The sequence below is a fragment of the Rhodanobacter thiooxydans LCS2 genome, assembly GCF_000264375.1.
Classification (GTDB): domain Bacteria; phylum Pseudomonadota; class Gammaproteobacteria; order Xanthomonadales; family Rhodanobacteraceae; genus Rhodanobacter; species Rhodanobacter thiooxydans.
The window spans coordinates 14,337-38,044 of the sequence record NZ_AJXW01000107.1; the positions used below are offsets into that span (position 1 = coordinate 14,337).

Genomic DNA, 23,708 nt, shown 5'->3' on the forward strand with positions numbered 1-23,708 from the left:
GTTCGGCATGATCCCCCGCCGCTTTCCGCGCGGGTTGGGCCGCAGCGTAGCTCAGGCCGTCCCCGGATCGAGCTCGAGCGCCATGTACAGCGTGCCCGGCACCGGGTTGTCGTAATACGGCGCCACCGGGCGAAAACCCAGCGCGACGTAGAGCTGCCGGGCGGCCTGCATCGAGGCCAGCGTGTCCAGCAGCACGCGCACGTAGCCAGCCCGGGCCGCCGAGGCGATCACCGCCTCGGCCAGTCGCCGCCCCAGCGCCTGCCTGCGTGCCGCGGGCCGAACATAGAGGCGCTTGATCTCGCACACACCCGGCTGCGACCAGGGTCGCAATGCCACGCAACCCTGGGCTGCTCCCGCGCCGTCGCGCGCGAGCAGGATCACGCCCCGCGGCGGCACGTACTTGCCGGGCAGTTGCGCCAGTTCCGCGCCCACGTCCTGGAAGGAAAGGTCGATGCCGAGGCTGTCGATGTATTCGGCGAACAGCTCGCGCACGACCCCGATGTCGTCCGGCAGCCGGACGGGCGCGATATGGATCGTCGATGATGCAGACATGGCCGGGGCGTCCACAAGGAATCCGCACACCACGATAATGAATCCGCGCCACCGACGCTTGGACAATCCTGACCAACGGCACTGGAACCGGTGCGAATATAGGCACTCCCCGGCACGCGGCGACGCAGTCGGCGCACGGCAGGCACGTACGGTCGCTATGATGACGATCCGGTCCCCCGATGGAATGCGCCTCGTGACGACAGCACATCGCTCCGCACTTGCCCTCACCTGCATCATTGCCCTGGGCGGTGCATGGCCGACGTATGCAGCGGACACCACCACACTCACCCTGTATCGCAGCGACAGCCCCGCGCTGTACGCCAGCCATGGTGGCGGCGATGTCGACGACGGCTACGCGGTGGTGCGCGAGCAGCGTTCGCTGAGCCTCGCCGCCGGTACCCACGACGTGGTGATCGGCGACCTGCCGAATGCACTCGACGCCGAGGCGCTGGCGCTGGGTTTCCCCGACGGCAACGCGAAGGTGATCTCGCAGCGCCTGCTGCTGGCGCAGGGTGCGGACGCGGCGCTGAGCGGACTGATCGGCCATGCCGTGGACGTACTCGGCGCAGGCGGCTTGCCGCTGGCCAGCGGCACCCTGCTGCGCGCGGGCAACGGTCTACTGATCCGCAGCGCCAACGGCACCACGCTGGTGCGCAACTACGCCGCGGTGCACAGCGCCGAAGGCGGCTTTCCGATCGGCTCCAGCCTCAGCCTGCGGGTGGACGCCGCGCGCGCCGGCCAGGCCCGCGCCGTGCTCAGCTACCCCACCTCCGGCCTCGGCTGGCGCGCCGCGTACGTCGCCACGCTCAAGCCCGGCGCGACCTGCCGCATGCAGTTCGAGTCGCGCGCCAGCATCGCCAACCGCAGCGGCCGCGACTGGCACGACGCGCAGCTCACCCTGATCGCCGGCGAACCGAACATGGCCAAGACCTCGGGGCCGCAGCCGATGATGGCGATGGCACGTGGCCTCAACGCCAAGGCCGAAGCCCTGCCGCAGCAGGACAGCCTCGGCGACTACCGCAGCTACGCCCTGCCCGGTGCGGTCGAGCTGCCTGACGGCAGCGTCAGCCAGGTGCCGCTGTACGCCGACCGCACGCTGGACTGCGAGCGCACCGCGCTGTACGAGAACGGCAACAGCTACCAGCCGCCGCAGCCGATCCTCAATCGCGACTTCAATCCCGGCGGCGGCAGCGCCATCGTCAGTACGCTGAAGCTGAAGGCATTCGACAGCCTGCCGGCCGGCTACCTGCGCGTGCTCACCGCTGACCGCCACGGCACGCCGCAGTTCATCGGCGAAGGCCGTATCGAGGACACCCCGAAGGGTAGCGACGCCACCATCACCCTGGGCACCGCGTTCGACCTGCGCGCCACGCGCGAGCGAACCGCCTTCCACGTCGACAAGGCCGGCCGCACGCTGGACGAGGCGTTCCGCATCGCCCTCACCAATGCCGGCGACAGCGTGCGCACGGTGACCGTGCGCGAGCATCCCGGCCGCTGGCGCCAGTGGACCCTGGTCTCCTCCAGCAGCAAACCGAGCGCGCAGACTCCGGACACGCTGGAGTTTCGTATCGACGTGCCGGCCAGCGGCAAGGCGGTGCTGGATTACGCGGTGCGCTACCAGTGGACCGCCGACGAACAACCGCAATAACCGACCGGAGTTCCCATGCTCAACCTGACCAACCACGACCACGGCATCCGTGAGATCCAGCTCGCCCGCCCGCCGGTCAACGCGCTGAATCTGGAGCTGCTGCGCGCGCTGCACGCCGCCCTCGACGAAGCCGTGCGGGACGGCGTGCGCGGTATCGTGCTGTCCGGCGCGCCAGGGCTGTTCTCCGCCGGCGTCGACGTGCCGGCGCTGATCCAGCGTGACCGCGCCGGCGTGCGCGAGTACTGGCGCGAGTTCTTCGCGCTGTGCGGCAGCCTGGCGCGCGCGCCGTTGCCGCTGGTGGCCGCGGTCACCGGCCACAGCCCGGCCGGCGGCGCGGTGCTGGCGCTGTTCTGCGACTACCGGGTGATGGCCGAAGGCCCGTACCGGATCGGCCTCAACGAAGTGCAGGTCGGCTTGATCGTGCCCGCGGCGATCCAGCTGGCGCTGCGCCGCGTGGTCGGCACCTATCGCGCCGAGCGCCTGCTGGTGGCCGGCGCGATGATCGAGTCGGCCGAAGCGCTGGCCTGCGGCTTCGTCGACGAACTCACCGGCGTCGACCAGGTCACCACCCGCGCAATCCGCTGGCTCGGCGACCTGCTGGCGCTGCCCTCGCACGCGATGCTGACCACCCGCGCACTGGCCCGCGCCGATCTCGCCGCCGCCTACGCCGACCCGGACGCGCTGCCGCTGGACGACTTCGTCGAGGCGTTCTTCCATCCCGAAACGCAGGCCACGCTGCACGCGCTGGTGGCGCGACTGAAGAGCAAGGGCTGAGTCCGCTCAGGGTTCCCAGATCATGTGCACGTCCGCCCGCGCGTAGTGCGACCCCGCGCGCGGCGCGGGGTGGTGGCGGAAGCCGACGCTTTCGTACAGCGCCAGTGCCGGTCCGAGCAGGCTGCTGGATTCCAGGAACAGTTCGCGCGCGTCGAGCGTGCGGTAAAGATCCAGTGCCGCCCCCATCAGCAGCCGGCCGACGCCGCGGCCGCGCGCTTCGGGCGACACCGCCATCTTGGTGAGCTCGTAGACGCCGTCGCCCTCGTGCTTCAACGCGACGGTGCCGAGTGCGCCCCCTTCCCCGTCGATGGCGAACAGGATGCGACCGCCATTCGCAAGGATGTACTGCTCGGGATTCCCGAGCACTTCGCAGTCGTAGTCCTCAACCACGAACCAATGCTCCAGCCACTCGATGTTGAGCGTGGCGAACGCCGCGCGCCAGCGTGGCTCGAAAGCCTGGATGCGCACGCCCCGCTGTTGCCCGGATGCCGCCATGCGTGTATCCCGCGAGTCAGAGTTCCAAGGCGTTCACTCGTCGCCCGTCGCCACCGGCCGCGACGGGTCACTGACCCAGCCGCTCCACGACGGCGCGTACAGGCGCGAGTCGGCGAGGCCGGCGTGTTCCATCGCGAGCAGGTTGTAGCAGGCGGTGACGCCGGAACCGCACATGTGCACCACCCGATCGGGCGGCGTGTCGCCCAGCACCGCGGCGAATTCCTCGCGCAGCTGCGCCGCCGACTTGAAGTGGCCGTCGACAAGCAGGTTGTCGAGGTAGGGCCGATTGCGCGCGCCCGGCACGTGGCCGGCGGCGCGGTCCAGCGGTTCGACTTCGCCGCGGTAGCGCGCGGCGGCGCGGGCGTCGAGCAGCAGCGGCGCCGGCGCGGCGTGCAGCGCCGCGTGGTCGACGATCACCTGCCGTGCGTCATAAGCGAGCATCACCTGCGTCGGCGTGCGCACGGGCACGGCGGCTTCCACCGGCTGTCCGGCGGCCTGCCACGCGGCGTAGCCGCCATCGAGCACCGCCACCGCGCGCACGCCGGCCAGCCGCAGCAGCCACCACAGCCGCGCCGCCGCCAGCGCGCCCGGGCCGGCGTCGTAGCAGACCACCTGCTGCCGCGGCGTCCAGCCCCAGCGGCCGAGCACGGCGCTGAACGCCTCCGCCGCCGGCAACGGATGGCGCCCCAGCCCCTCGGGCACGCGCGTCATGTCGGACAGGTCGCGCTCCAGGTCGGCGTACACGGCGCCGGGAATGTGCCCGGCCAGGTAGGCGCGTTCGCCCTGCGTGCGGTCGGCCAGGTCGACGCGGCAATCGACGACCAGCACCTCGTTTGCCGGCAACGCGGCCAGCGTGGTGACGTCGATCAGGGTGGTCTTCAGTGTCATGTCCGTCCCATCCTCTCGAGCAGGTTGTACAGCATCGCGGCCGTGGCGCCCCAGATGCGGTGACCGCCGTGGACGAATTCCACCATCGGCCGCGAGTGGCCGCGGAATTCCATCGTATAGCGGCGCAGGTTCGCCGGTTCCAGCAGGAACGCCAGCGGCACCTCGAACACTTCGGCCACCTCGTCCGGGGCCGGATACAGCCGGGCTTCGGCGGCGATCCGCGCCACCACCGGCGTGATGCAGAAACCGCTGATCGTCTCGAAGCGGTCGAGGTAGCCCAGCGGCGTTACCAGCGCGGGTTCGAGGCCGATCTCCTCCTTGCTCTCGCGCAGCGCGGTGGCCAGCGCGTTGCCGTCGCCGGGATCGCTGCGCCCGCCGGGAAACGCCACCTGGCCGGCGTGCGCCTGCAGGTGGTCGGTACGCACGGTGAGCACCAGCCGCGGCTGCACGCCTTCGCGAAAACCCATCAGCACCGCGGCGGGCAGGCGCAGGCTGCTGCCGAGCAGCTCGGACATGTCGGCATGGTTCCAGCCCGGCCCGGTCGGCGGCGCAGACAAGGGCCGCAGGGCGGCCTCCAGTTCGTCGATCACGGCGACGGTCGCAACGGCAGCACGTCGCGCATCAGCCGCAGCCGCTCGGCGTCGCTCATGCCACGCCAGTGCCCGATTTCCTCGCCAGTACGACGACAGCCGACGCAGTAGCCGTGCGCATCCAGGCGGCAGATGCCGATGCAGGGCGTCAAGGGAGGGGTGGCGGCAGAATCGGCGGCGTTCGGCATGCTCCGCCATGCTACCACCGAGGCCGCTTACGGCTGACTGGAATCAGGCTTGATCGCGAGCAGTTCGATCTCGAACACCAAGGCCTCGTTCGGACCGATCCGCGGCAACGCGCCGGTTTCGCCGTACGCCAGCTGCGGCGGTATCACCACCTTCCAGCGGTCGCCCACGTGCATGCGCGGGATCACGTCCTGCCAGCCGCGGATCACCTTGTCGACGCTGAAGCTGACTGGCGCGCCATGCGCCCAGGTGCTGTCGAATTCGGTGCCGTCCACCAGCATGCCGCGGTAGTTCACGGTGACCTCGCTGGTGACCGTGGGGCTGGCCTTGCCGCTGCCCTTGCTCAGCACCGCGTACTGGATGCCCGACGGCAGTTGCACCACACCGGACTGGCGCCGGTTCTGCGCCATGTATTGCGCGCTCTTGCGCGCATTGGCCGCGGCGATGCGCTTGAACTCGGCCAGCGCGTCGGCGTGCATCTGCTGGCTCAGCTGCTGCAGCTGCTGGTGCATGTCCTGCATCGACACGCTGGGATGGCGCTTTGCGTAGGCGTCCTCGATCGCCCGCACCAGCACCGGGATCTCCACGTCCGGCTTGCCATCGGCGAACTGGCTGCCGATCTGGTAGCCGATCGCATACGACAGCTTCGCCTTGTCCGGTTTCGGTGCCGGCGCGGCGCTCTGCGCGTGCGCCACGCTGCCCAGCAAAAGCAGCATGCCGAGCAGCCCGCAACGCAGATGTGTCATGCCTTTCTCCATCGGGCCTTTCCCTATCGCGACAGCCGATCCTGCCGGGTCATCCTAAGCGGTTCGCGTGATTCGTGCAGTGCTGGCGTTCGTGGCTTGAGAAACCCCGCGTGGGCAAAGGTTCCCGCTGCTACCATCGCAGACCTGCACCTGTCAGGAGCCGCTCATGGCCTATCGTAATCTGGAGATCAGCAACCGCGGCGCGGTGCGCACGATCGTCGTCAACCGTCCGGACAAGCTCAACGCATTGAACCGCGACACCGTCAACGAGCTGAGCCTGGTGTTCGGGCAAGCCGCGCAGGACGACGCCGTGCGCGCGGTGGTGCTGGCCGGCGCGGGCGAGAAGGCCTTCGTGGCCGGCGCCGACATCGCCGAGATGAGCGGCTACACGCCGGCGCAGGCGCAAGGCTTCTCGCGTGCCGGCCAGCGCCTGATGGCGTCGATCGAGCGGCTCGGCAAACCGGTGATCGCGCGTATCCAGGGCTTCGCGCTGGGCGGCGGCATGGAGCTGGCGATGGCGTGCCACCTGCGCGTGGCCAGCGAGAAGGCGAAACTCGGCCAGCCGGAGATCAATCTCGGCCTGATCCCCGGCTTCGGCGGCACCCAGCGCCTGCTGCGCCTGGCCGGTCGCGGCGCTGCGCTGGAGCTGTGCCTGACCGGCGAGCCGATCGGCGCGCAGCGTGCGTACGAGCTGGGCATCATCAATCGCGTGGTGGCGCCCGAGGCGCTGGACGAAACCGTGAACACGCTGGCCGACCAGCTCGCCGCCGCCGCGCCGCTGGCCGCCGCCGGCATCCTCGACGCGGTACTGCAAGGTGGCGAGAGCGCCATCGACCAGGGCCTGGAATTCGAGACACAGGGTTTCGCGCTGGTGTTCTCCACCGCGGACATGCGCGAAGGCACCGGCGCGTTTCTGGAGAAGCGCAAGGCGGTGTTCAAGGGCGCCTGACCGCTACCGGCAACCGGGAGCGGTGCCCGCCGCCGACGGTCAGTGCGCGCCGGCGTACTTCTTCTCGCCGGCGGTCACGCGCAGGTCCAGCCGGTTTTCCGGCGGCGCCAGCGGACAGGTGGCGAATGGCGTGAACGCGCACGGCGGGTTGTAGGCCTTGTTGAAGTCCAGCACGACCTTGCCGTCCTGCGGCGGGTCGATGTACAGGAAGCGCGCGGCACCATAGGTTTCCTTGCCGCTCGTGCGATCGGCAAACACGATGAAGTACTGCGTGGCGCCCGCTTCCTCGATCACCGGCAGGATCTCGAAATGCTTGCCGTCGCGGCTGAACTCAAGCTTGCCCGGCACCGGGTACCTGTCGATGGTGCCGATGGCCGTGCCCATCTCCAGCGTCTCGCCGGGAGGCACCGGCGCCCAGGTCGCCTCGATCCGCCACGACGGGTCGATCGCAAACGCGTCGATACCGGCGAAATGCTTGCGCGACGGTGCTTCCGTATCTTTCACCCGCAGCCCCTTGCGGCCGTCGCGGTCGATCACGTAGAAGCTCGCGCTGCCGAATGCCACCCGCGTCGGTGCGGCGTCGTCGGCAACGTGCGCGTCGTCCACCAGCGGCGCTTCGGCAACGGCCTTGCCATCGATCGTGGCGCCGCTGTGCTTGTCCAGCACGATGCGCATGCTGCCATCGCGCTCCAGCGTGACCACGCCCAGACGTGCGGGCCCGGCGCTCAGCACGATATCGTTGTCGGCAGCGCTGCCGACGCGGTTCGTACCGTCCTTCAGCCATTCCAGCCCGATCAGGCTCAGCCAGCCGTCCGGCGCAGTCAGCCGTTCGACGCGACCGGCCTGCCACTGCTCGATGCTGTACCTGTAACTGTCGATGTCGGTGGCTTGCACAGTGGCGACTCCCAGGATGGCGGCGGCAACAAACAGGCTGGTACGTATCATCAAGATCTCCGGCGAAACTTTTGAAGGTGTGTCAACGACCGCGCATGAACAACTTGTCGAGCTCGGCCAGGCCCAGCTGGACCCAGGTCGGACGTCCATGATTGCATTGTCCGGAGCGTTCGGTCGCCTCCATCTCGCGCAACAGTGCATTCATCTCCGGAAGCGTCAGGCGGCGTCCCGCGCGTACCGAACCGTGGCAGGCCATGGTGGAGAGCAACTCGTTCTCCAGTTCCTGCAAACGGCGCGAGCTGCCGTGCTGGGCCAGTTCGGATAGCACGTCGCGGCTGAGCTGGGCGACGTCAGCCCCTTCCAGCAGCGCGGGGATGCGTCGCACCACGATCGTCGCCGGGCCGCTGCGCGAGAGTTCAAGGCCCCACTCGGCCAGCGCCTCGGCATGCTCCTCGGCGGCCGCCGCCTCTTTCGCGCTGACCGCGATCGACAGCGGCACCAGCAGCAGCTGCGAGCGCAGGTTGCTGCAGGCGCGGCCGGACTTCAGCTTCTCGTAGGTGATCCGCTCGTGCGCCGCATGCATGTCGACCAGCACCAGGCCCTGCGCATTCTCGGCCAGCACGTAGATGCTTTTCAGCTGCGCGATGGCGTAGCCCAGCGGCGGCGACTCGGCGTCGTCAGCAGCCGGCATCGGCAGGGCGGCCGTCGCGCGCGGCGACTCGCCCAGCAGCGCGGCATAGTCGGCCAGAGGCGCATCGCGCACGCCCAGCGCCAGTCGGCTCTGCCCGGCGCGCCCAAGCCACGCCGACGACGCGGCGACAGCCGACACGGCGGGCGTCGTCGAGGCGCCGGCGGTGGCCAGGCGCAGATGGCCGTCCTCCGCCTGCGCGGACGACGCCACCTGCCCCGCGCGCGTCTGCGCCAGCACCTCGTGCAGGGTGCGGAACAGGAAATCGTGCACCAGCCGCTGCTCGCGGAAGCGCACCTCGTGCTTGGCCGGGTGCACGTTCACGTCGACCCCCACCGGATCGAGTTCCAGGTACAGCACGAAGGCGGCGTAGCGGCCGTGGAACAGCACGTCGGCGTACGCCTGGCGCACCGCGTGGGCGACGATGCGGTCGCGCACCAGCCGGCCGTTGACGTAGAAATACTGCGCGTCGGCCTGCGCCCGCGACGCGGTGGGCAGGCCGACCCAGCCGGACAGGTGCAGGCCCGCCGCGGCGTGGTCGATGCGCAGGCTCTGCGCGGGGAAATCCTCACCCAGCACCTCGGCCACCCGCTGCAACTGCGCCTGCTCGTCGCGCGCCGCCTTCCAGATGCGCACCGGCTTGCCGTTGTGGCTGAGCCGGAATTCCACCGTGCTGCGCGCCAGCGCCAGCGATTTCAGCAGGTCGTCGATGTGGGCGAACTCGGTGCGCTCGGCGCGCATGAACTTCTTGCGCGCCGGCACGTTGTAGAACAGGTCGCGCACCTCGACGCTGGTGCCCTGCGGATGCTGCGCCGGTCGCGCCGCCTGCAGCCTGCCGCCATCCACCTCGATGCGGAACGCGGCGTCCTGGCCGCGCGCACGCGAGGTCAGCGCAAAGCGCGCCACCGACGACACCGAAGCCAGTGCCTCGCCGCGGAAGCCCATGCTGGCGACGTGTTCCAGGTCGTCGAAACTGCCGATCTTGCTGGTCGCGTGCGAGGCGACCGCCAGCGGTAGTTCGTCGGCATGGATGCCGTCGCCATCGTCGCGCACGCGGATCAGCCGCGCGCCGCCGGCCTCGATCTCCACCTCGATGCGCGCGGCGCCGGCGTCGAGGCTGTTCTCGACCAGTTCCTTGACCACCGAGGACGGGCGCTCGATGACTTCGCCGGCGGCGATCTGGTTGATGAGTTCAGGTGGTAGCGGGCGGATGACGGTCATCCGCGAACTTTAGCAGCGAACGTCCGCCAAGCCGCCGGCGGTGGCGGGGTCAGCCGGCGGGAATGGTCAGCGTGGTGCCGGCGCGGACCGTGTTGCTGTTGATCTGGTTCGCGTTCTTCAGCGCGCCGACGCTCACGCCATACTGTTTGGCGATACTGCTCAAGCTCTCGCCGCGGCCGACCTTGTGCACGTCACGCGCCGACGCCTGCGCGCGAGGCGCGGACCGATCGGCCGACGCCACCGCCTCGCCGTCGCTGGGCCCGGCATCGGACGCCAGTTGCACGCCATTGCGACGCACTGCCTGGGCCGCGAACCAGGTGCCGGGCGGCGGCGTGGATTCGAAATAATTCCGCACGCCGCCCATCACCGCTTCGGCCAGCCGCTTCTGGTGCGACGGGTCACGCAGCTTGCGCTCCTCGGCCGGATTGCTGATGAACGCGGTCTCGACCAGGATCGACGGCACGTCGGGCGAGCGCAGCACCACGAAGTTCGCGCGCTCGACATAGCCGCGATGGGTCGGTCCGAGCTGGGACAACGCCTTCAGTACGTTGCCGGCGACCACGTCGCTGGCCTGCATCGCCCAGCCCTGCTGCATGTCCAGCAGCACCTTGGCCAGGCTGTCGTCCTTGTCGTCCAGCGTGGTGCCACCGATCAGGTCGGCGCGGTTCTCGCGGTCGGCCAGCCAGCGCGCCGCCTCGCTGGTCTTGCCGCGCGGCGACAGCACCCACACCGACGAACCCATGGCGTCGTCGCGGGTGAAGGCATCGGCATGGATCGACACGAACAGGTCCGCATTGTGCTCGCGGGCGATCCGGTAACGTTGCGCAAGCGGGATGAAGAAGTCGCTGCTGCGGGTCAGTACCGCCTTCATGCCGGGCTGGCGATTGATCTGCGCCGCCAGTTCGCGCGCCACCGCCAGGGTGACGTTCTTCTCCAGCGTGCCGCCGGGGCCGTGCGAACCGGGGTCCCTGCCGCCGTGGCCGGCGTCGATCGCCACCACCACCTGGCGCTGGCCGTTGAGCAGCGCCGCCGCGTGCTCGGCCGCGACCCGGCGGCTGTGCGTGGGGTTGCTGTACTGCGCTGGTGCAGGCACTGCAGCGACCTTCGCCGGGACAGCCTTGGGCGTGGCCGCGGGCGCGCTGGCCACGCCGGCATCGGCGCCTTCGCTGGCGGGATACAGATCCAGCACCAGGCGGTAGTTCGAACCGCTGGCTGGCTTCAGTTCGAAGGTTTTCAGCCGACTGGCCGGAGCAACCCTGGCGGTCAGCTGCAGGTTGTCGCCGATACGGGCATGGCTCATGCCCCGGTACAGACCCTGCGCGGCCGGATCGGAGAAGTCGTGAGCCAATCGGCTTCCACTCAGGTCGACCACGACCTGGCCGTCCTTCTGGCTGATCGTGTAACGCAGCGGGCCGGTAGCATCGAGCACCACGCGGGTGTATTCGGGGCCGGCCCAGACCCGCGCAGCCTTCAGATCCGCCGCCCGGGCCGCGCACAGCGGCGCGGTCGCCAGGATCGCGGCGGCGACAAATCCACCCAGCTTGTTCAGGTTGGCCCGCATGGGCCGCATTGAAACGCAGCCACGCGCCGAATGCAAGAAGGTTTTCCCTTGAATATCCATGACCTGCAGACCTTTCATCAGGTCGTATCAAGTTATGGACTACAAACCGCGCCAGCCGGACAGCTACCTGCCAGAACCGCCAAGTCAACGATTCCCAAGGAAAATCAGCACTTGGCCAAGCGCGCCAGCCACCGCTGACCGCGGGCGGTGAGCGCACGCAGCGACGCGCGGCGGCCCTGGCCGGCGTAACCCAGGCGCACGTCGAGGTCGGCCGCCGGCAAGGCGCCAGTGCCACGCTCGGGCCACTCCACCAGCACCAGCGCACTCGGCTCGGCCAGCGCATCGAGGCCCAGCCATTCCAGCTCGCCGGGGCCGGCGATCCGGTACAGGTCCAGGTGCCAGGCCGCGCGATCCCGCGCGGCATAGCCCTCGATCAGGCTGTAGGTTGGACTCTTGACCCGCTCACCCACGCCCAGCGCGGTGAGCAAGGCGCGCGCGAAGCTGGTCTTGCCGGCGCCCAGCGGGCCGTGCAGGTACACCACCATGCCCTCGTCCAGCACGCCGGCCAGACGTGCAGCCAGCGCCGCGGTGGCCGCCTCGTCAGGCAACACCCAGGCCAGGTCGGTATCGGTTGGCTCAATCATGCTCACGCTCATAACCCGTCATGCCGTTGCCGAGTGCCCGCAGATGAGCCAGCAGGTCGCTGGCCAGCAAGCCGCGCTCGCCCTGCTGCGCGGCGCGATCGCCGGCCCGCGCATGCAGGCCCGTGCCGAGGCAGGCGGCCTGCCATGCGCTGCAACCCTGCGCCAGCAGGGCCGCCACGATGCCGGTGAGCAGGTCGCCCATGCCACCCGAGGCCATGCCCGGGTTGCCCCACGGACAGACGTCCAGACGTCCATCTGGACCGGCGATCAGGCTGCCGGCACCCTTCAGCACGACGACCGCGTCGTGGCGCCGCGCCAGTTCGCGCGCGGCGGCGAAACGGTCCTGCTCCACGCTGGCGGTGGCCACCCCGAGCAGTCGAGCCGCTTCACCGGGATGCGGCGTCAGCACCGTCGGTGCGCCGAAGCGGCGCGGCTCGCGCGCCAGCAGGTTAAGCCCGTCAGCATCGAGCACCAGCGGTTTGCCCGCATCCAGCGCGGTGAGCCATAGCGCATGGCCCCAGGCCGTCTGCCCCAGGCCCGGCCCCAGCGCCAGCACGCTGGCCCGTTCGAGCAGCGGCTCCAGCGCCTGCGGCCCGTCGACGCCGTGCGCCATCAGCTCCGGCCGCGCGGCATTCAGTGCCGACACGTGCCCGGCCCGGGTGGCCACGCTGACCAGGCCGGCGCCGCCACGCAACGCGGACTCGCCGGCCAGGCGCACCGCGCCGGCCATGCCGTGCTCGCCGCCGATCACCAGCACGTGGCCGTAGTTGCCTTTGTTCGCGTAGCGGGCACGCGGCGGCAACGCCTCGGCGACCAGCAGCTGCGCATCGGGCAGCGCGTCGGCGCACACGCTGTCCGGCACGCCCAGGGTGGCCAGCTCGAGCGCACCGACCTGGTCGGCCGCGCGCCCGGTATGCAACCCGCGCTTGCCGGCGATGAAGGTCACCGTGACATCCGCGCGAATCGCCGCGCCGGGGCAGTTGCCGGTATCCGCATCGAGTCCGCTGGGCACATCCAGCGCCAGCACCGGGTGGCCGCTGTCGTTGATCGCCTCGATCAAGCGGGCCGCGGTCGGCTCCGGCGTACGGTTGAGGCCGATGCCGTACAGCGCATCGACGTGCAGCCCGGCATCGGGCAACTCATCGTGCGCCTCCCACAACCGCACTCGCCCGCCGCCCGCCTCCCACGCCGCGCGCGCCGCCGCCGCGTCGCCGTGCGAAGCGGCCGTCAACGCCACCAGCTCGACCTGCAGCCCGGCTTCGCTCGCCAGCACACCGAGCAGGAAACCGTCGCCACCGTTGTTGCCGGGGCCGCAGTGGATGCAGATGTGTTGCAGCTGCGGCCAATGCCGACGCAGACTGTTCAGCGCGGCGCTGGCCGCACGACGCATCAGCTCGGGACCGGAAATGCCCAGCGCCGGCAGCGCCGCGCGCTCCATCACGCGCAACTGCTCGACGGTATGGAGATTGCGGCTGTACGGGTGGACGGGCATGCGCGGATTATAGGCATGCAGCGCATCTACAATGACCGGATGTCCAGCACCGAGACCCACGCCACTCCCGATTACGCCACGCTCGCCCGCGACATCAAGCGCTGGGCGATCGAGCTGGGATTCGCCGACGCCGCCATCAGCGGTACCGACCTCGGCGAAGACGAGCAGCATCTGCAGCGCTGGCTCGATGGCGGCCATCACGGCGAGATGGAATACATGGCCCGGCATGGCAGCAAGCGCACCCGCCCGGCCGAACTGGAGCCGGGCACACAGCGCGTGATCTCGGTGCGCATCGATTACATTCCGCCCGGCACCGCAAACGCGTGGGACGTGCTGGGCGATGCCGAGGCCGGCTACGTGTCGCGCTACGCGCTGGGGCGCGACTACCACAAGCTGATGCGCGGCCGCCTGCAGAAGCTGGCCGAGCGCATCCACGGTGTGGTCGGCGATTTCGGCTATCGCGCCTACGTCGATTCCGCGCCGGTGCTGGAAAAGGCGTTGGCGCGCAACGCGGGGCTGGGTTGGATCGGCAAGCACACCGTGCTGATCAACCGCCATGCCGGCTCATACTTCTTCCTCGGCGAGCTGTACACCGACCTGCCGCTGCCGCTGGACGAGCCGGCCAGCGCGCACTGCGGCACGTGCACGCGCTGCATCGAGGTGTGCCCGACCCAGGCGATCCTCGGGCCGTACCGACTCGACGCCAAGCGCTGCATTTCCTATCTCACGATCGAACTGAAAGGCAGCATTCCCGAAGAGCTGCGCACGCCAATGGGCAACCGCATCTTCGGTTGCGACGACTGCCAGCTGGTCTGCCCGTGGAACAAGTTCGCGCAGGTCGCCACCGAGCCGGACTTCGCGCCGCGGCACAGCCTGGACGGCGCGAAGCTGGTCGAGCTGTTCGCGTGGAGCGAGGACGAGTTCCTCAAGCGCACCGAAGGCATGGCCATCCGCCGCACCGGCTACGAAGGCTGGCTGCGCAACATCGCGGTGGCGCTGGGCAATGCGCCGAAGTCGGCTGCGGCGATCGAGGCGCTCGAAAGCCGCGCCGATCACCCGTCGGCGATCGTGCGCGAACACGTGGCGTGGGCGCTGGCGAAGCAGCGCCATTGAAACTCAGGCCGCAGCCATCTGCTTCGGAATGGAGTGGTTGGTATGGCTGATGCGGTTGCCCGGACCCGGTGCGATATAGACGCAGGTGGGCTGGTACTGCTCCAGCTCCGCCTCGCTCAGCTGGGCGAACGCGGCGATGATGACGATGTCGCCGGCCTGCGCGCTGCGCGCGGCGCTGCCGTTGACCGAGATGATGCCGGAACCTTCCTCGGCACGCAGCGCATAGGTGACGAAGCGCTGGCCGCTGTTGACGTTCCAGGCATGGATCTGCTCGTACTCGCGGATGCCCGCGGCATCCAGCAGCAGACCGTCGATCGCGATCGAGCCCTCGTAGTGCAACTCGGCGTGGGTCACCGTGGCGCGGTGGATCTTGGCCTTGAGCATGTTCAGGTGCATGGCATTACTTTCCGGCAGGGACAGCCTGCAAAGTCGGCGATTATCGAACCGATGACGCTGCGCTGCAACATCAAACGGCACGAGCCTGATATGCGGCCGGCTCAGTCGAAGCGCAAGTTGTCGATCAACCGGGTGTTGCCCAGGCGGGCCGCGACCAGCGCCAGCAGCCCTTCGCGCTCGCCCTCGGCCGGTTCGGCCAGATCCTCGGCGCAGCGGATCACCACGTAGTCGGGAACGAAGCCGGCGCGCTCGAGGCGCGCGGCGGCGGTCTGCTCGACCGCCTGCCACGGATGGCCCTGCGCCAGCAGCTCGCGCATCTTCTGCAGGGTGTCATGGAGCAGCGGCGCGCGCGCGCGCTCTTCCGTGCCCAGGTACTGGTTGCGCGAGCTCAGCGCCAGACCGTCGTCGGCGCGCAGGATCGGCGCGGCCACCACCTTCACCGGCAACCCCAGGTCGCGCACCATCCGCTCGACCACTTTCAGCTGCTGGAAATCCTTCTGGCCGAACACCGCCACATCCGGCTGCACCAGGTTGAACAGCTTGCACACCACAGTGGCCATGCCGTCGAAATGCCCGGGGCGATGCGCGCCCTCCAGCGTGTCGGTGATCTGCGGCACGCGCACGCTGACGCTGTGTTCGGGGCCGAACGGATACATCGTGGCCACCTCCGGCGCGAACAGCAGGTCGCACTCCTGCTCGGCCAGCGCGGCCTGGTCCTGCACCAGCGTGCGCGGGTAGCGGTCGTAATCCTCGTTCGGGCCGAACTGGGTGGGGTTGACGAACACGCTGGCCACCACCCGCTCGGCGCGCGCGCGCGCCAGCTTGATCAGCGACTGGTGGCCCGCATGCAGGTTGCCCATGGTCGGCACGAAACCCACCGTCTGGCCCTGTGCGCGCCAGCCGCGGATCGCGGCGCGCAGCGCCGGGACGTCTTGTACGGTCTGCATGGGGCAGGCTCGCTCAGGTCAGTTGAAGCAATGCTCGGGGGCCGGGAAGGCGCCGCTGCGCACATCCTCGGTGTAGGCGGCAATCGCCGCGCCGACAGAATCGTGCCCGGCCAGGAAATCCTTGCTGAACTTCGGCCGCTTGCCCGGGGTGATGCCGAGCAGGTCGTGGATCACCAGCACCTGGCCGTCGCAATGCGGGCCGGCGCCGATGCCGATCACCGGAATCTTCAGCGCCGCGGTCACCCGCTGGCCCAGCTCGACCGGCACGCCTTCCATCACCAGCAGGTCGGCCCCGGCCGCCTGCACTGCCAGCGCCTCGGCCAGCACGCGGTCGGCGGCCGCCTGCTCGCGGCCCTGGATCCTGAAACCGCCGAACTTGTGCACCGACTGCGGGGTCAGCCCGAGATGCGCGCAAACCGGGATCGCGCGCGCGGTGAGCGCCGCGGTCGCCTCAAGGATGTGCGGCGCGGCACCCTCGATCTTCACCATCGCTGCGCCGGCCTCGCCGACCAGCCGCGCGCCGGCCTCCAGCGCATGCGCCACGTCGCGGTCGGCCATGAATGGCAGGTCGGCCACCAGCATCGTGGCCGACAGCCCGCGCGCCACCGCGGCGGTGTGGTAGACCATGTGCTCCAGCGTTACCGGCAGCGTGCTGGCGTGCCCCTGGATCACCATGCCGAGCGAATCGCCGACCAGCGCGATGTCGACGCCAGCGGCCTCCAACTGCCAGGCAAAGCTGGCGTCGTAGGCGGTGAGCATCACGATGCGCCGTCCCTGCGCCTTCATCGCAAGCAGGCCGGGCACGGTCACCGGCTTGCGGTCGGGGACACTGGCGTTCTGCACGTACACGGCAATTCCTGAAATGGGGTGACCATTGATTATCCGGCGCGCCACCATGCCGGCTCAAGCCACGCGTTCACAACCGGTCGGATCGAGCCGGGCAAGCAGCTCAGCCACCGTAGCCTGGCCCGACGGTTGCAGCGTGGGCGCAATATCGCGCAAGGGCAACAGCACGAACACCCGTTCAGCCATGCGCGGATGCGGCAGGGTCAGCTGCGGGTCGTCGAGCCGCACGCCGTCGACGTGCAGCAGGTCCAGATCCAGCGTGCGCGGTCCGTTGCGTTCGGCGCGCACGCGGCCGGCGCGCTGCTCGATCGCCAGCAGGGCCTCCAGCAGATCGTGCGGCGACAGCGCGGTATCCAGTTCCACCGCGGCGTTGATGAAAGGCGGCTGCTCCAGCACGCCCCATGGCGGCGTGCGGTACAGCTGCGAACGCTGCAGCAGGCGGGTGCCGGGCAGTTTCGCCAGCGCGTCCATGGCGTCGAGCAACTGTTGCCGCGGGTTGCCGAGGTTGCTGCCCAGCGCGACGTAGGCCAGGGTCACACGGAACCCGACTTGTCGGCCGACCGGCGCCGTCGGCGTCGCGGGCGCGGCGGCCGGGCGGCCACCGGTGGCGCCACGAGATCGCCGCCGCCGGCCGGCAGCGCAGCGGCCAGCACGTCCGGCGGCAGCTGCTGTGCATGCGCCCACCACCGGCCCAGCTCGCGCATCGCCGGCGACTCGTCGCCGCGCAGCAGCAGGAAATCGAACGCGGCGCGAAAGCGCGGGTGCGCCAGCAGGCGGAACACCCGCTTGCGCTGGACCTGTTCGAAGCGTGGCTGCAGCGACCAGATCTCCTCCATGGTGAAGGTGAACCGGCGCGGGATCGCCACCCGCTGGCACTGTTCGCCGACCACCTGCGCCGCGGCGCGCGACCAGGCCTCGTTGCCTTCGACGCCGCGGTCGATCAGCTGGTGCGCCACGTCGCGCACCTCGCCCCACAGCAGCACCGCGAACAGAAACGCCGGGGTCACCGACTTGCCCTCGGCGATCCGCGCGTCGGTGTTCGCCAGACCGTGCTCGACCAGTGCACGCAACGCCTCGTCGCCGCGCCGCAGCGCGCGCGCGGTGGCCGGAAACAGGAATTTCAGCAGGCCGCACTGCTCCAGCACGCGGAAGCTCTTCAGGCCGTGGCCGGAGAGGAACATCTTCAGCGATTCGTCGAACAGCCGCGCCGGTGCGGCGTCGGCCAGCAGTGGCCCCAGCGTTTCGAAGGGTGCCATCGCGGCCGCGTCGATGCGCATGCCGAGCTTCGCCGCCAGCCGCGCCGCGCGCAGCATGCGCACCGGGTCCTCGTGGTAGCGGGTGTCGGGGTCGCCGATCAGGCGCAGCACGCGCTCTTCGAGATCCTGCATGCCGCCGACGTAATCGCGCACCGAGAAGTCGCTGATGTCGTAGTACATCGCGTTGACGCGGAAGTCGCGGCGCAGCGCGTCCTCCTCGATCGTGCCCCAGATGTTGTCGCGCACGATGCGGCCGTCGACGATGTGGCGGTCGCCCTCGCCGCCTTCCTCGCCGGTGCCGCGGAAGGTGGCCACCTCGATGATCTCCGGGCCAAACACCACGTGCGCCAGCCGGAAGCGGCGGCCGATCAGGCGGCAGTTGCGGAACAGCTTCTTCACCTCATCCGGCGTGGCGTCGGTGGCCACGTCGAAGTCCTTCGGCCGCAGCCCCAGCAGCAGGTCGCGCACCGCGCCGCCGACCAGGTAGGCGGCAAAGCCGGCCTCGTTGAGGCGGTACAGCACGCGCAACGCCGCCTTGCTGATGTTCTTGCGCGAGATGATGTGCTGGTCGCGCGGAATGATCCGCAGCGTCGGCGTGGCGTCGATCCTCGATTCGAGATTCAAGCGGTCGGAATCCTTGCGGGGCGAAACTGCCCTTGGGTGGCAATATATCGCGGCGTGCAACACCGCGAACCGTCCCGCTAAGGGCGCGGGACATCTGCGCCGGCGGGCCTGTCCCGGACCGAGCAAGCCGATGGCTGCCAAGCATTGCCGGGCGAAACAATTCCGCTATACTAGCGCGCTTCGGAAGTCAGCGCTCCCTTCGTCTAGTGGCCCAGGACACCGCCCTCTCAAGGCGGGAACACGAGTTCGAACCTCGTAGGGAGCGCCAGTTGTTTGTGCGATCTTCCATGATTGCGGCCATCTGGAAAAGATTCGACGAGCCCTATTGCTCAGCCGTTGGCTAGACTAAAGGCGGCCATCCATGGCCGCACTCTTCGTCACTTGTGCGATCATCCATGATCGCCATGATCGGCAAGGCGACCGTCAGCTGGCATCTTCCCCGTGCCTGGCGCGGATCAGAGGCGGCCATCCATGGCCGCACTCCTCACGAGAGAGAAGAGCAGGCCCATTCATGACCTTTGTTGTCATCGACAACTGCATCAAGTGCAAGTACACCGACTGCGTCGAGGTCTGCCCGGTCGATGCCTTCCATGAAGGCCCCAATTTCCTGGCGATCGATCCTGACGAGTGCATCGACTGCACGCTGTGCGAGCCGGAGTGCCCGATCAACGCCATCTACCCGGAAGACGACGTGCCGGCCGGCCAGGAGGAATTCGTGGCGCTGAATGCCGAACTGGCCAAGAGCTGGCCGGTGATCACCGAACGCAAGGACGCCCTGCCCGACGCCAGGGACTGGGAAGGCAAGCCGGACAAGCTCAAGCTGCTGCAGCGCTGAAACCCGTCCGTCCATCCAAAAAGAACGCCGCCCGGGGGCGGCGTTCTTTTTGGGGCTTGTGCCCTGGCGATCAGCCGCCCAGGCGCGATTTCAACGCGTCGATCACCTTGCCCACGGCCGCGGCGTTGCCTTCGGCACGTACTTCGCTCGACGCCGTGCCGCTGTCGTTGATGCTGATCTGCACCTGGTGCGAGCCGGCACCCGGTGCGGCCGCGGAACCGCCCTTGTCGCGCCCGAATAGACGACCGAAGAAGCCCTTCTTCCTCGGCTGTGCCATGGCGTCGGAAACATTCAGCGTGTAACTGTGCGCGGCATCGTCGTGACCAGCCAGCTCGCCCAGGCTGCCGCTCTCCAGCACCTGGCCGACCCGACGGTAGGCATTGTCGACGCTGTCGGCCAGCACGAAGCCGTCGCTGATCTGGCCACCGGTCGAACTGACGCGCGCAGTGGCGCCGCTGGCGGTCGGCAGGTTCGCGCCCGGCGACGGGATCACCAGCGCTTCGCTGGTCGACGGCCGGTCGAGGCTCGGCGGGATCTCCAGCGGAGCTTCCTGCACGGCCTTGTCCCACGCCTTGTGCGAGCGGAACATGCCGCAACCGGAAAGCAGCAGGCCAGCGAGGGCGACGGCCGGCAGGGCCACGAGGAGCGAGGTTTTCTTCATGTAAGCGGATTCCGTGAGTAAGTCGGGCAACCGTCAACCGGCCACAGTCGCCAAGGATGCCAGAGTGGACAGCGCTTGGTGCAATCGGGCGCGATCCGGACCGTCGTTCAATTCCACCAGCGGCAACCTCGGCTGTGCCAGGCCCAGCCCCAGCACAGGCAGGCCGGCCTTGACCGCAATCGGGTTGGGCGCGCAATTGAGCGCCTGCAGCAGCGGCTCCAGCGCGCCATGGCAGCGCGCCGTCGCCACCCGGTCACCGGCGACAGCAGCATCGCACAAGGCGCGGAACGCCTGCGGCACCAGGTTGGCCACCACCGAGATGGTGCCGGCCGCACCGGCCAGCATCGCCTCGCCGGCACTGCCGTCGTCGCCGGACAGATAGACGAAATCCTGGCGCACAAGTTCCGCCAGCGCCGAGATCCGCTCGCGATCGCCGCGCGCCTCCTTGATGCCGACGATCGCCGGGTGCTCGCGCAGCACGGCCACGGTCGAGGGCAGCAGGTCGCAGCCAGTGCGGGTCGGTACGTTGTACAGCAGCACCGGCAGGCCGCCGTGCTCGGCCACTTCCAGGAAATGCCGGCGCAGGCCTTCCTGGGTCGGTCGCACGTAATACGGCGTCACCACCAGCGCCGCGTCAGCGCCCAGCAGCTGCGCACGGCGGGTCAGCGCCACCGTCTTGGCGGTGCCGGCCTCGCCGGTGCCAGCGATCACCGGCACCCGTCCGGCCACGCGCTCGAGCACGAACGCCAGCAGACGGTCGAACTCGTCGTGCTCCAGCATGTGCGCCTCGCCGGTGGAACCGGCTACCACCAGCGCCTGGGTGCCGCCGGCGAGCTGGTGATCGAGCAGCCGGCCGAACGCATCCAGGTCGAGGGCGCCATCGGCCGCGAACGGAGTGGCCAGTGCGCAGATGCTTCCGCGAATGTTCAAGACACGATTCCGCTACAAGGCAAGCTGGCCATGTTACTTGCCGCCTCGCGAGGCGGGCAAGTAAGCTCGACCGGAGTAGTCTCATGGCCCCGCACCGCGCGGGCTGACGTCCACAGGCAGACTTCCTTGAAACCTTCACCCGGCCCTACCCCCGCCGTCACGCGTTCGGGCAACGACAACCAGTTGCTGATCCACGCGCTTACTGCGACGAACAAGTCGCCGCTGCTGGCGCTGGCCCGGCGCATTGCGGACGCCGGCTGCAACCTGTCCGAGTCGCGCGTGTCCACCATTGGCACGGAAGTCTCGCTGATGCTGCTGGCCACCGGTGCATGGGACGCGCTGGCCAAGCTGGAAACCGCACTGGCCAAGCTGAGCCGCGACGAGAGCATGCACCTGGTGCATTACCGCACCGGCCCGCGCCAGAACAGCTCGCACCTGCTGCCCTACCTGGTGGAGGTGGTGGCCGCGGACCGTCCCGGCATCGTGGCGCGCATCGTGGACTTCTTCAGCCAGCACGGTATCAGCGTGGAACAGCTGAACTCCACCCGCTACCAGGCCATGCAGACCGGGGCGGAGATGTTCCAGGCCCAGTTCACCATCGGCATCCCGGCGGAGATCCACATCGCCGCGCTGCGCGACGACTTCCTGGAACTGTGCGACGGCCTGAACCTGGACGCGATCATGGATCCGGTGAAGTTCTAGGCGCCGCGGCGGCTGAAACACGCCGCGGAGGTTCCTAGAATGCCTCCAGCGCGACAGGCCTGACAAGGCTGTCTCCGTCACGGTCATCGCGCTAGTCTCTGCCACGCACACAGGCGAAACCCCCATCGGGTTTCCGGAGAGACCATGCCAGACATCGGAAACAAGGCCCCTGCCCTCAGCGGCACCACCGGCGACAGCAGCGTCCTGAAGCTCGCCGACCTCAAGGGCCAGTGGGTGGTGCTGTACTTCTACCCCAAGGACTCCACCCCGGGCTGCACCAGCGAGGCGAAGGATTTCCGCAACCTCTACCCCGCCTTCCGCAAGCGCCATGCGCAGATCGTCGGCGTCTCGCGCGATTCGCCGAAATCGCACGCCAACTTCGCTGCGAAGCAGGAACTGCCGTTCCCGCTGGTATCCGACGCCGACGAAACCTGGTGCCGCGCATTCGACGTGATCCACGAAAAGGTGCTGTACGGCAAGCACCACCTGGGCATCGTGCGTAGCACCTTCCTGATCGACCCCGACGGCAAGCTGGCGCGCGAGTGGCGCAGCGTGAAGGTGCCGGGCCACGCCCAGGCCGTGCTCGACGCCATCCCCGCCCGTTGACCGCGTCACCCTCCATGACGACTGCCCGCAAGCTCCCTCCACCCACCAGCGAGGACACTTCCGCATGACCGGAAGCAAGCGCATCTACGCTCTCGACACCAACGTCCTGCTGCATGACCCGACCTCGCTGTTCCGCTTCGAGGAACACGACGTCTTCATCCCGATGACCGTGCTGGAGGAACTGGACGAAAAAAAGAAAGGCGCCTCGGAAGTCTCGCGCAACGGTCGCCAGGCCAGCCGCTTCCTCAACGAGCTGATCGAGCGCGGCAAGCAGCACGACCTCGCCGACGGTCTGGAGCTGAGCAACCCGCAGGGCGTCAAGCTCAAGCGCGGCACCTCGGTCGGCCGGCTGTACTTCCAGCACCGCACCAGCAGCAACGGCCACGCCAAGGCGGACAACCAGATCCTGGCGGCGGTGATCGAGCTGCGCGACCAGAGCCCGGGCCGCGACGTCATCCTGGTCACCAAGGACATCAACCTGCGGATCAAGGCCAGCATCAACGGGCTGGTCGCCGAGGATTACGAGAACGACCGCGCGCTGGACGATTTCTCCCTGCTCTACACCGGCTCGACCGCGTTGCCCGAGGATTTCTGGGAGCTGCATCCGGAGGTGCGCTCGTGGACCGAGCGCGGCCGCACGTTCTACGAGGTGAAGCGGCGCGACGAGGAAACCTGGTACCCGAACGAATGCCTGTACCTGCCCGGGGAGAACGCCATCGAGCTGCGCGTACTGCACCTGGACGAGGCCAGCGCCACGCTGGTGCTGCTGGACGACCACTCGCACGCCAACCACCACGTGTGGGGCATCGGCGCGCGCAACCGCGAGCAGAACTTCGCGCTCAACGCGCTGATGGATCCGGACATCGACTTCGTCACCCTGCTCGGCAACGCCGGCACCGGCAAGACCCTGCTGGCGCTGGCTGCCGGACTGGCCCAGGTGATGGACCAGCAGCGCTACCGCGAGATCATCATGACCCGCGCCACCGTCTCGGTGGGCGAAGACATCGGCTTCCTGCCCGGTACCGAAGAGGAAAAGATGACGCCGTGGATGGGCGCGCTCACCGACAACCTCGAAGTGCTGGCCAACCCCGAGGACGGCGGCAGCTGGGGCCGCCAGGCCACCAACGACCTGCTCGCCTCGCGCATCAAGATCCGCTCGCTCAATTTCATGCGCGGGCGCACCTTCCTCAGCCGCTACCTGATCATCGACGAGGCGCAGAACCTCACCCCGAAGCAGATGAAGACGCTGATCACCCGCGCCGGCCCCGGCACCAAGATCGTCTGCCTCGGCAATGTCGAGCAGATCGACACGCCCTACCTCACCGAGACCACCTCCGGCCTCACCTACGCGGTCGACCGCTTCAAGAACTGGGAGCATTCGGCGCACGTCACCCTGCGTCGCGGCGAGCGTTCGCGGCTGGCGGATTTCGCGGCGGAGGCGCTCTAGGGAAACTCTGAACAAGT

Annotated in this window: 24 protein-coding genes, 1 tRNA gene and 1 pseudogene; 9 read left to right on the forward strand and 17 right to left on the reverse strand. The window is 69.0% G+C overall.

Features of this window, described 5'->3' with window-relative positions; translation table 11 throughout:
• Positions 1-51 precede the first annotated feature (51 nt).
• Positions 52-552, reverse strand: coding sequence for a GNAT family N-acetyltransferase (locus UUA_RS17295; protein WP_008439262.1), 501 nt, complete (start codon positions 550-552; stop codon positions 52-54).
• Between the two features lie 193 nt (positions 553-745).
• Between UUA_RS17295 and UUA_RS17300 the strand changes: the two genes are divergently transcribed.
• Positions 746-2,200 (forward strand): DUF4139 domain-containing protein, encoded by a 1,455-nt coding sequence (locus tag UUA_RS17300; RefSeq protein WP_008439263.1) that lies wholly within the window; start codon positions 746-748, stop codon positions 2,198-2,200.
• Positions 2,201-2,215: 15 nt separating this feature from the next.
• Positions 2,216-2,974 carry an enoyl-CoA hydratase/isomerase family protein gene (locus tag UUA_RS17305; RefSeq protein ID WP_008439264.1) on the forward strand — a complete coding sequence of 253 codons (759 nt, stop codon included), beginning with the start codon at positions 2,216-2,218 and terminating at the stop codon, positions 2,972-2,974.
• 6 nt (positions 2,975-2,980) lie between these two features.
• On the opposite strand, the gene UUA_RS17310 is transcribed toward UUA_RS17305, so the two are convergent.
• The 4 genes and pseudogenes from UUA_RS17310 to bamJ form a co-directional block, all read right to left on the reverse strand.
• Complete coding sequence (locus tag UUA_RS17310; RefSeq protein ID WP_008439265.1) at positions 2,981-3,469, reverse strand: GNAT family N-acetyltransferase; 489 nt, start codon at positions 3,467-3,469, stop codon at positions 2,981-2,983.
• 33 nt (positions 3,470-3,502) lie between these two features.
• Positions 3,503-4,357: a sulfurtransferase gene (locus UUA_RS17315; RefSeq protein ID WP_008439267.1), complete on the reverse strand. Its 855-nt coding sequence runs from the start codon at positions 4,355-4,357 to the stop codon at positions 3,503-3,505.
• A pseudogene (locus UUA_RS17320) lies at positions 4,354-5,135 on the reverse strand (NUDIX hydrolase). The gene UUA_RS17315 and the pseudogene UUA_RS17320 overlap by 4 nt, the downstream one beginning before the upstream one ends.
• A 27-nt stretch (positions 5,136-5,162) precedes the next feature.
• Positions 5,163-5,879: a BamJ family beta-barrel-assembly machinery protein gene (bamJ, locus tag UUA_RS17330; protein ID WP_039954426.1), complete on the reverse strand. Its 717-nt coding sequence runs from the start codon at positions 5,877-5,879 to the stop codon at positions 5,163-5,165.
• A 166-nt stretch (positions 5,880-6,045) separates the two neighbouring features.
• Between bamJ and UUA_RS17335 the strand changes: the two genes are divergently transcribed.
• The gene (locus tag UUA_RS17335) at positions 6,046-6,828 is read left to right on the forward strand and encodes an enoyl-CoA hydratase/isomerase family protein (protein ID WP_008439269.1); all 783 of its coding nucleotides are present in this window, start codon (positions 6,046-6,048) and stop codon (positions 6,826-6,828) included.
• A 39-nt stretch (positions 6,829-6,867) separates the two neighbouring features.
• On the opposite strand, the gene UUA_RS17340 is transcribed toward UUA_RS17335, so the two are convergent.
• The 5 genes from UUA_RS17340 to UUA_RS17360 form a co-directional block, all read right to left on the reverse strand.
• Positions 6,868-7,773, reverse strand: coding sequence for a DUF1684 domain-containing protein (locus UUA_RS17340; RefSeq protein WP_008439277.1), 906 nt, complete (start codon positions 7,771-7,773; stop codon positions 6,868-6,870).
• Between the two features lie 31 nt (positions 7,774-7,804).
• Positions 7,805-9,631: a DNA mismatch repair endonuclease MutL gene (mutL, locus tag UUA_RS17345; RefSeq protein ID WP_008439285.1), complete on the reverse strand. Its 1,827-nt coding sequence runs from the start codon at positions 9,629-9,631 to the stop codon at positions 7,805-7,807.
• Between the two features lie 49 nt (positions 9,632-9,680).
• Positions 9,681-11,192, reverse strand: a complete 1,512-nt coding sequence (locus tag UUA_RS17350) for an N-acetylmuramoyl-L-alanine amidase (protein ID WP_008439286.1) — start codon at positions 11,190-11,192, stop codon at positions 9,681-9,683.
• Between the two features lie 164 nt (positions 11,193-11,356).
• Positions 11,357-11,836, reverse strand: a complete 480-nt coding sequence (gene tsaE / locus UUA_RS17355) for a tRNA (adenosine(37)-N6)-threonylcarbamoyltransferase complex ATPase subunit type 1 TsaE (RefSeq protein ID WP_193385149.1) — start codon at positions 11,834-11,836, stop codon at positions 11,357-11,359.
• A complete protein-coding gene (locus tag UUA_RS17360; RefSeq protein ID WP_039954420.1) occupies positions 11,829-13,328 on the reverse strand; it encodes an NAD(P)H-hydrate dehydratase in 1,500 nt (499 codons plus the stop codon). The genes tsaE and UUA_RS17360 overlap by 8 nt, the downstream gene beginning before the upstream one ends.
• Before the next feature lie 15 nt (positions 13,329-13,343).
• On the opposite strand from UUA_RS17360, the gene queG reads away from it, so the two are divergent.
• A complete protein-coding gene (gene queG / locus UUA_RS17365) occupies positions 13,344-14,441 on the forward strand; it encodes a tRNA epoxyqueuosine(34) reductase QueG (protein WP_008439289.1) in 1,098 nt (365 codons plus the stop codon).
• Between the two features lie 3 nt (positions 14,442-14,444).
• Here the strand turns inward: queG and panD are convergent, their stop codons facing one another.
• The 5 genes from panD to pcnB all read right to left on the reverse strand — a co-directional run bounded on the left by panD (position 14,445) and on the right by pcnB (position 18,510).
• Positions 14,445-14,837 carry an aspartate 1-decarboxylase gene (gene panD, locus UUA_RS17370; RefSeq protein WP_008439290.1) on the reverse strand — a complete coding sequence of 131 codons (393 nt, stop codon included), beginning with the start codon at positions 14,835-14,837 and terminating at the stop codon, positions 14,445-14,447.
• A 101-nt stretch (positions 14,838-14,938) separates the two neighbouring features.
• Positions 14,939-15,784 carry a pantoate--beta-alanine ligase gene (panC, locus tag UUA_RS17375; protein WP_008439291.1) on the reverse strand — a complete coding sequence of 282 codons (846 nt, stop codon included), beginning with the start codon at positions 15,782-15,784 and terminating at the stop codon, positions 14,939-14,941.
• 18 nt (positions 15,785-15,802) lie between these two features.
• On the reverse strand, positions 15,803-16,633 hold the full coding sequence (panB, locus tag UUA_RS17380) for a 3-methyl-2-oxobutanoate hydroxymethyltransferase (protein ID WP_008439292.1): 831 nt from the start codon (positions 16,631-16,633) through the stop codon (positions 15,803-15,805).
• A 54-nt stretch (positions 16,634-16,687) separates the two neighbouring features.
• On the reverse strand, positions 16,688-17,167 hold the full coding sequence (gene folK / locus UUA_RS17385) for a 2-amino-4-hydroxy-6-hydroxymethyldihydropteridine diphosphokinase (RefSeq protein ID WP_008439293.1): 480 nt from the start codon (positions 17,165-17,167) through the stop codon (positions 16,688-16,690).
• Entirely contained in the window at positions 17,164-18,510 is a 1,347-nt protein-coding gene (gene pcnB, locus UUA_RS17390) for a polynucleotide adenylyltransferase PcnB (protein ID WP_008439294.1), read from the reverse strand. The genes folK and pcnB overlap by 4 nt, the downstream gene beginning before the upstream one ends.
• Positions 18,511-18,702: 192 nt before the next feature.
• On the opposite strand from pcnB, the gene UUA_RS17395 reads away from it, so the two are divergent.
• Positions 18,703-18,778: transfer RNA gene (locus tag UUA_RS17395), tRNA-Glu, on the forward strand.
• A gap of 243 nt (positions 18,779-19,021) precedes the next feature.
• Positions 19,022-19,345 carry a ferredoxin FdxA gene (gene fdxA, locus UUA_RS17400; RefSeq protein WP_008439295.1) on the forward strand — a complete coding sequence of 108 codons (324 nt, stop codon included), beginning with the start codon at positions 19,022-19,024 and terminating at the stop codon, positions 19,343-19,345.
• 70 nt (positions 19,346-19,415) lie between these two features.
• On the opposite strand, the gene UUA_RS17405 is transcribed toward fdxA, so the two are convergent.
• Positions 19,416-20,006, reverse strand: a complete 591-nt coding sequence (locus tag UUA_RS17405) for a hypothetical protein (RefSeq protein ID WP_008439296.1) — start codon at positions 20,004-20,006, stop codon at positions 19,416-19,418.
• A gap of 33 nt (positions 20,007-20,039) precedes the next feature.
• The gene (dapA, locus tag UUA_RS17410; protein ID WP_008439298.1) at positions 20,040-20,936 is read right to left on the reverse strand and encodes a 4-hydroxy-tetrahydrodipicolinate synthase; all 897 of its coding nucleotides are present in this window, start codon (positions 20,934-20,936) and stop codon (positions 20,040-20,042) included.
• A gap of 30 nt (positions 20,937-20,966) precedes the next feature.
• Here dapA and UUA_RS17415 point away from each other — a divergent pair, with 30 nt between their 5' ends.
• From UUA_RS17415 to UUA_RS17425, 3 genes are all read left to right on the forward strand, one after another.
• Positions 20,967-21,638, forward strand: coding sequence for a glycine cleavage system transcriptional repressor (locus UUA_RS17415; protein WP_235605983.1), 672 nt, complete (start codon positions 20,967-20,969; stop codon positions 21,636-21,638).
• A 144-nt stretch (positions 21,639-21,782) separates the two neighbouring features.
• Positions 21,783-22,244, forward strand: a complete 462-nt coding sequence (locus UUA_RS17420) for a peroxiredoxin (RefSeq protein ID WP_008439300.1) — start codon at positions 21,783-21,785, stop codon at positions 22,242-22,244.
• A 64-nt stretch (positions 22,245-22,308) separates the two neighbouring features.
• Entirely contained in the window at positions 22,309-23,691 is a 1,383-nt protein-coding gene (locus UUA_RS17425) for a PhoH family protein (protein WP_008439301.1), read from the forward strand.
• The last annotated feature ends 17 nt before the right edge of the window (positions 23,692-23,708 follow it).

Excerpts from the sequence above, each read along its gene's own strand:
- panD (WP_008439290.1), bottom strand. The coding sequence starts at position 14,837 with ATGCACCTGAACATGCTCAAGGCCAAGATCCACCGCGCCACGGTGACC.
- mutL (WP_008439285.1), bottom strand. The coding sequence starts at position 9,631 with ATGACCGTCATCCGCCCGCTACCACCTGAACTCATCAACCAGATCGCC.
- fdxA (WP_008439295.1), top strand. The coding sequence starts at position 19,022 with ATGACCTTTGTTGTCATCGACAACTGCATCAAGTGCAAGTACACCGAC.
- UUA_RS17415 (WP_235605983.1), top strand. The coding sequence starts at position 20,967 with ATGTTACTTGCCGCCTCGCGAGGCGGGCAAGTAAGCTCGACCGGAGTA.
- UUA_RS17295 (WP_008439262.1), bottom strand. The coding sequence starts at position 552 with ATGTCTGCATCATCGACGATCCATATCGCGCCCGTCCGGCTGCCGGAC.
- queG (WP_008439289.1), top strand. The coding sequence starts at position 13,344 with ATGCAGCGCATCTACAATGACCGGATGTCCAGCACCGAGACCCACGCC.
- UUA_RS17360 (WP_039954420.1), bottom strand. The coding sequence starts at position 13,328 with ATGCCCGTCCACCCGTACAGCCGCAATCTCCATACCGTCGAGCAGTTG.
- tsaE (WP_193385149.1), bottom strand. The coding sequence starts at position 11,836 with ATGATTGAGCCAACCGATACCGACCTGGCCTGGGTGTTGCCTGACGAG.
- UUA_RS17340 (WP_008439277.1), bottom strand. The coding sequence starts at position 7,773 with ATGATACGTACCAGCCTGTTTGTTGCCGCCGCCATCCTGGGAGTCGCC.
- panC (WP_008439291.1), bottom strand. The coding sequence starts at position 15,784 with ATGCAGACCGTACAAGACGTCCCGGCGCTGCGCGCCGCGATCCGCGGC.
- bamJ (WP_039954426.1), bottom strand. The coding sequence starts at position 5,879 with ATGACACATCTGCGTTGCGGGCTGCTCGGCATGCTGCTTTTGCTGGGC.
- UUA_RS17315 (WP_008439267.1), bottom strand. The coding sequence starts at position 4,357 with ATGACACTGAAGACCACCCTGATCGACGTCACCACGCTGGCCGCGTTG.
- UUA_RS17350 (WP_008439286.1), bottom strand. The coding sequence starts at position 11,192 with ATGCGGGCCAACCTGAACAAGCTGGGTGGATTTGTCGCCGCCGCGATC.
- UUA_RS17420 (WP_008439300.1), top strand. The coding sequence starts at position 21,783 with ATGCCAGACATCGGAAACAAGGCCCCTGCCCTCAGCGGCACCACCGGC.
- UUA_RS17305 (WP_008439264.1), top strand. The coding sequence starts at position 2,216 with ATGCTCAACCTGACCAACCACGACCACGGCATCCGTGAGATCCAGCTC.
- UUA_RS17335 (WP_008439269.1), top strand. The coding sequence starts at position 6,046 with ATGGCCTATCGTAATCTGGAGATCAGCAACCGCGGCGCGGTGCGCACG.
- UUA_RS17425 (WP_008439301.1), top strand. The coding sequence starts at position 22,309 with ATGACCGGAAGCAAGCGCATCTACGCTCTCGACACCAACGTCCTGCTG.
- UUA_RS17310 (WP_008439265.1), bottom strand. The coding sequence starts at position 3,469 with ATGGCGGCATCCGGGCAACAGCGGGGCGTGCGCATCCAGGCTTTCGAG.
- UUA_RS17405 (WP_008439296.1), bottom strand. The coding sequence starts at position 20,006 with ATGAAGAAAACCTCGCTCCTCGTGGCCCTGCCGGCCGTCGCCCTCGCT.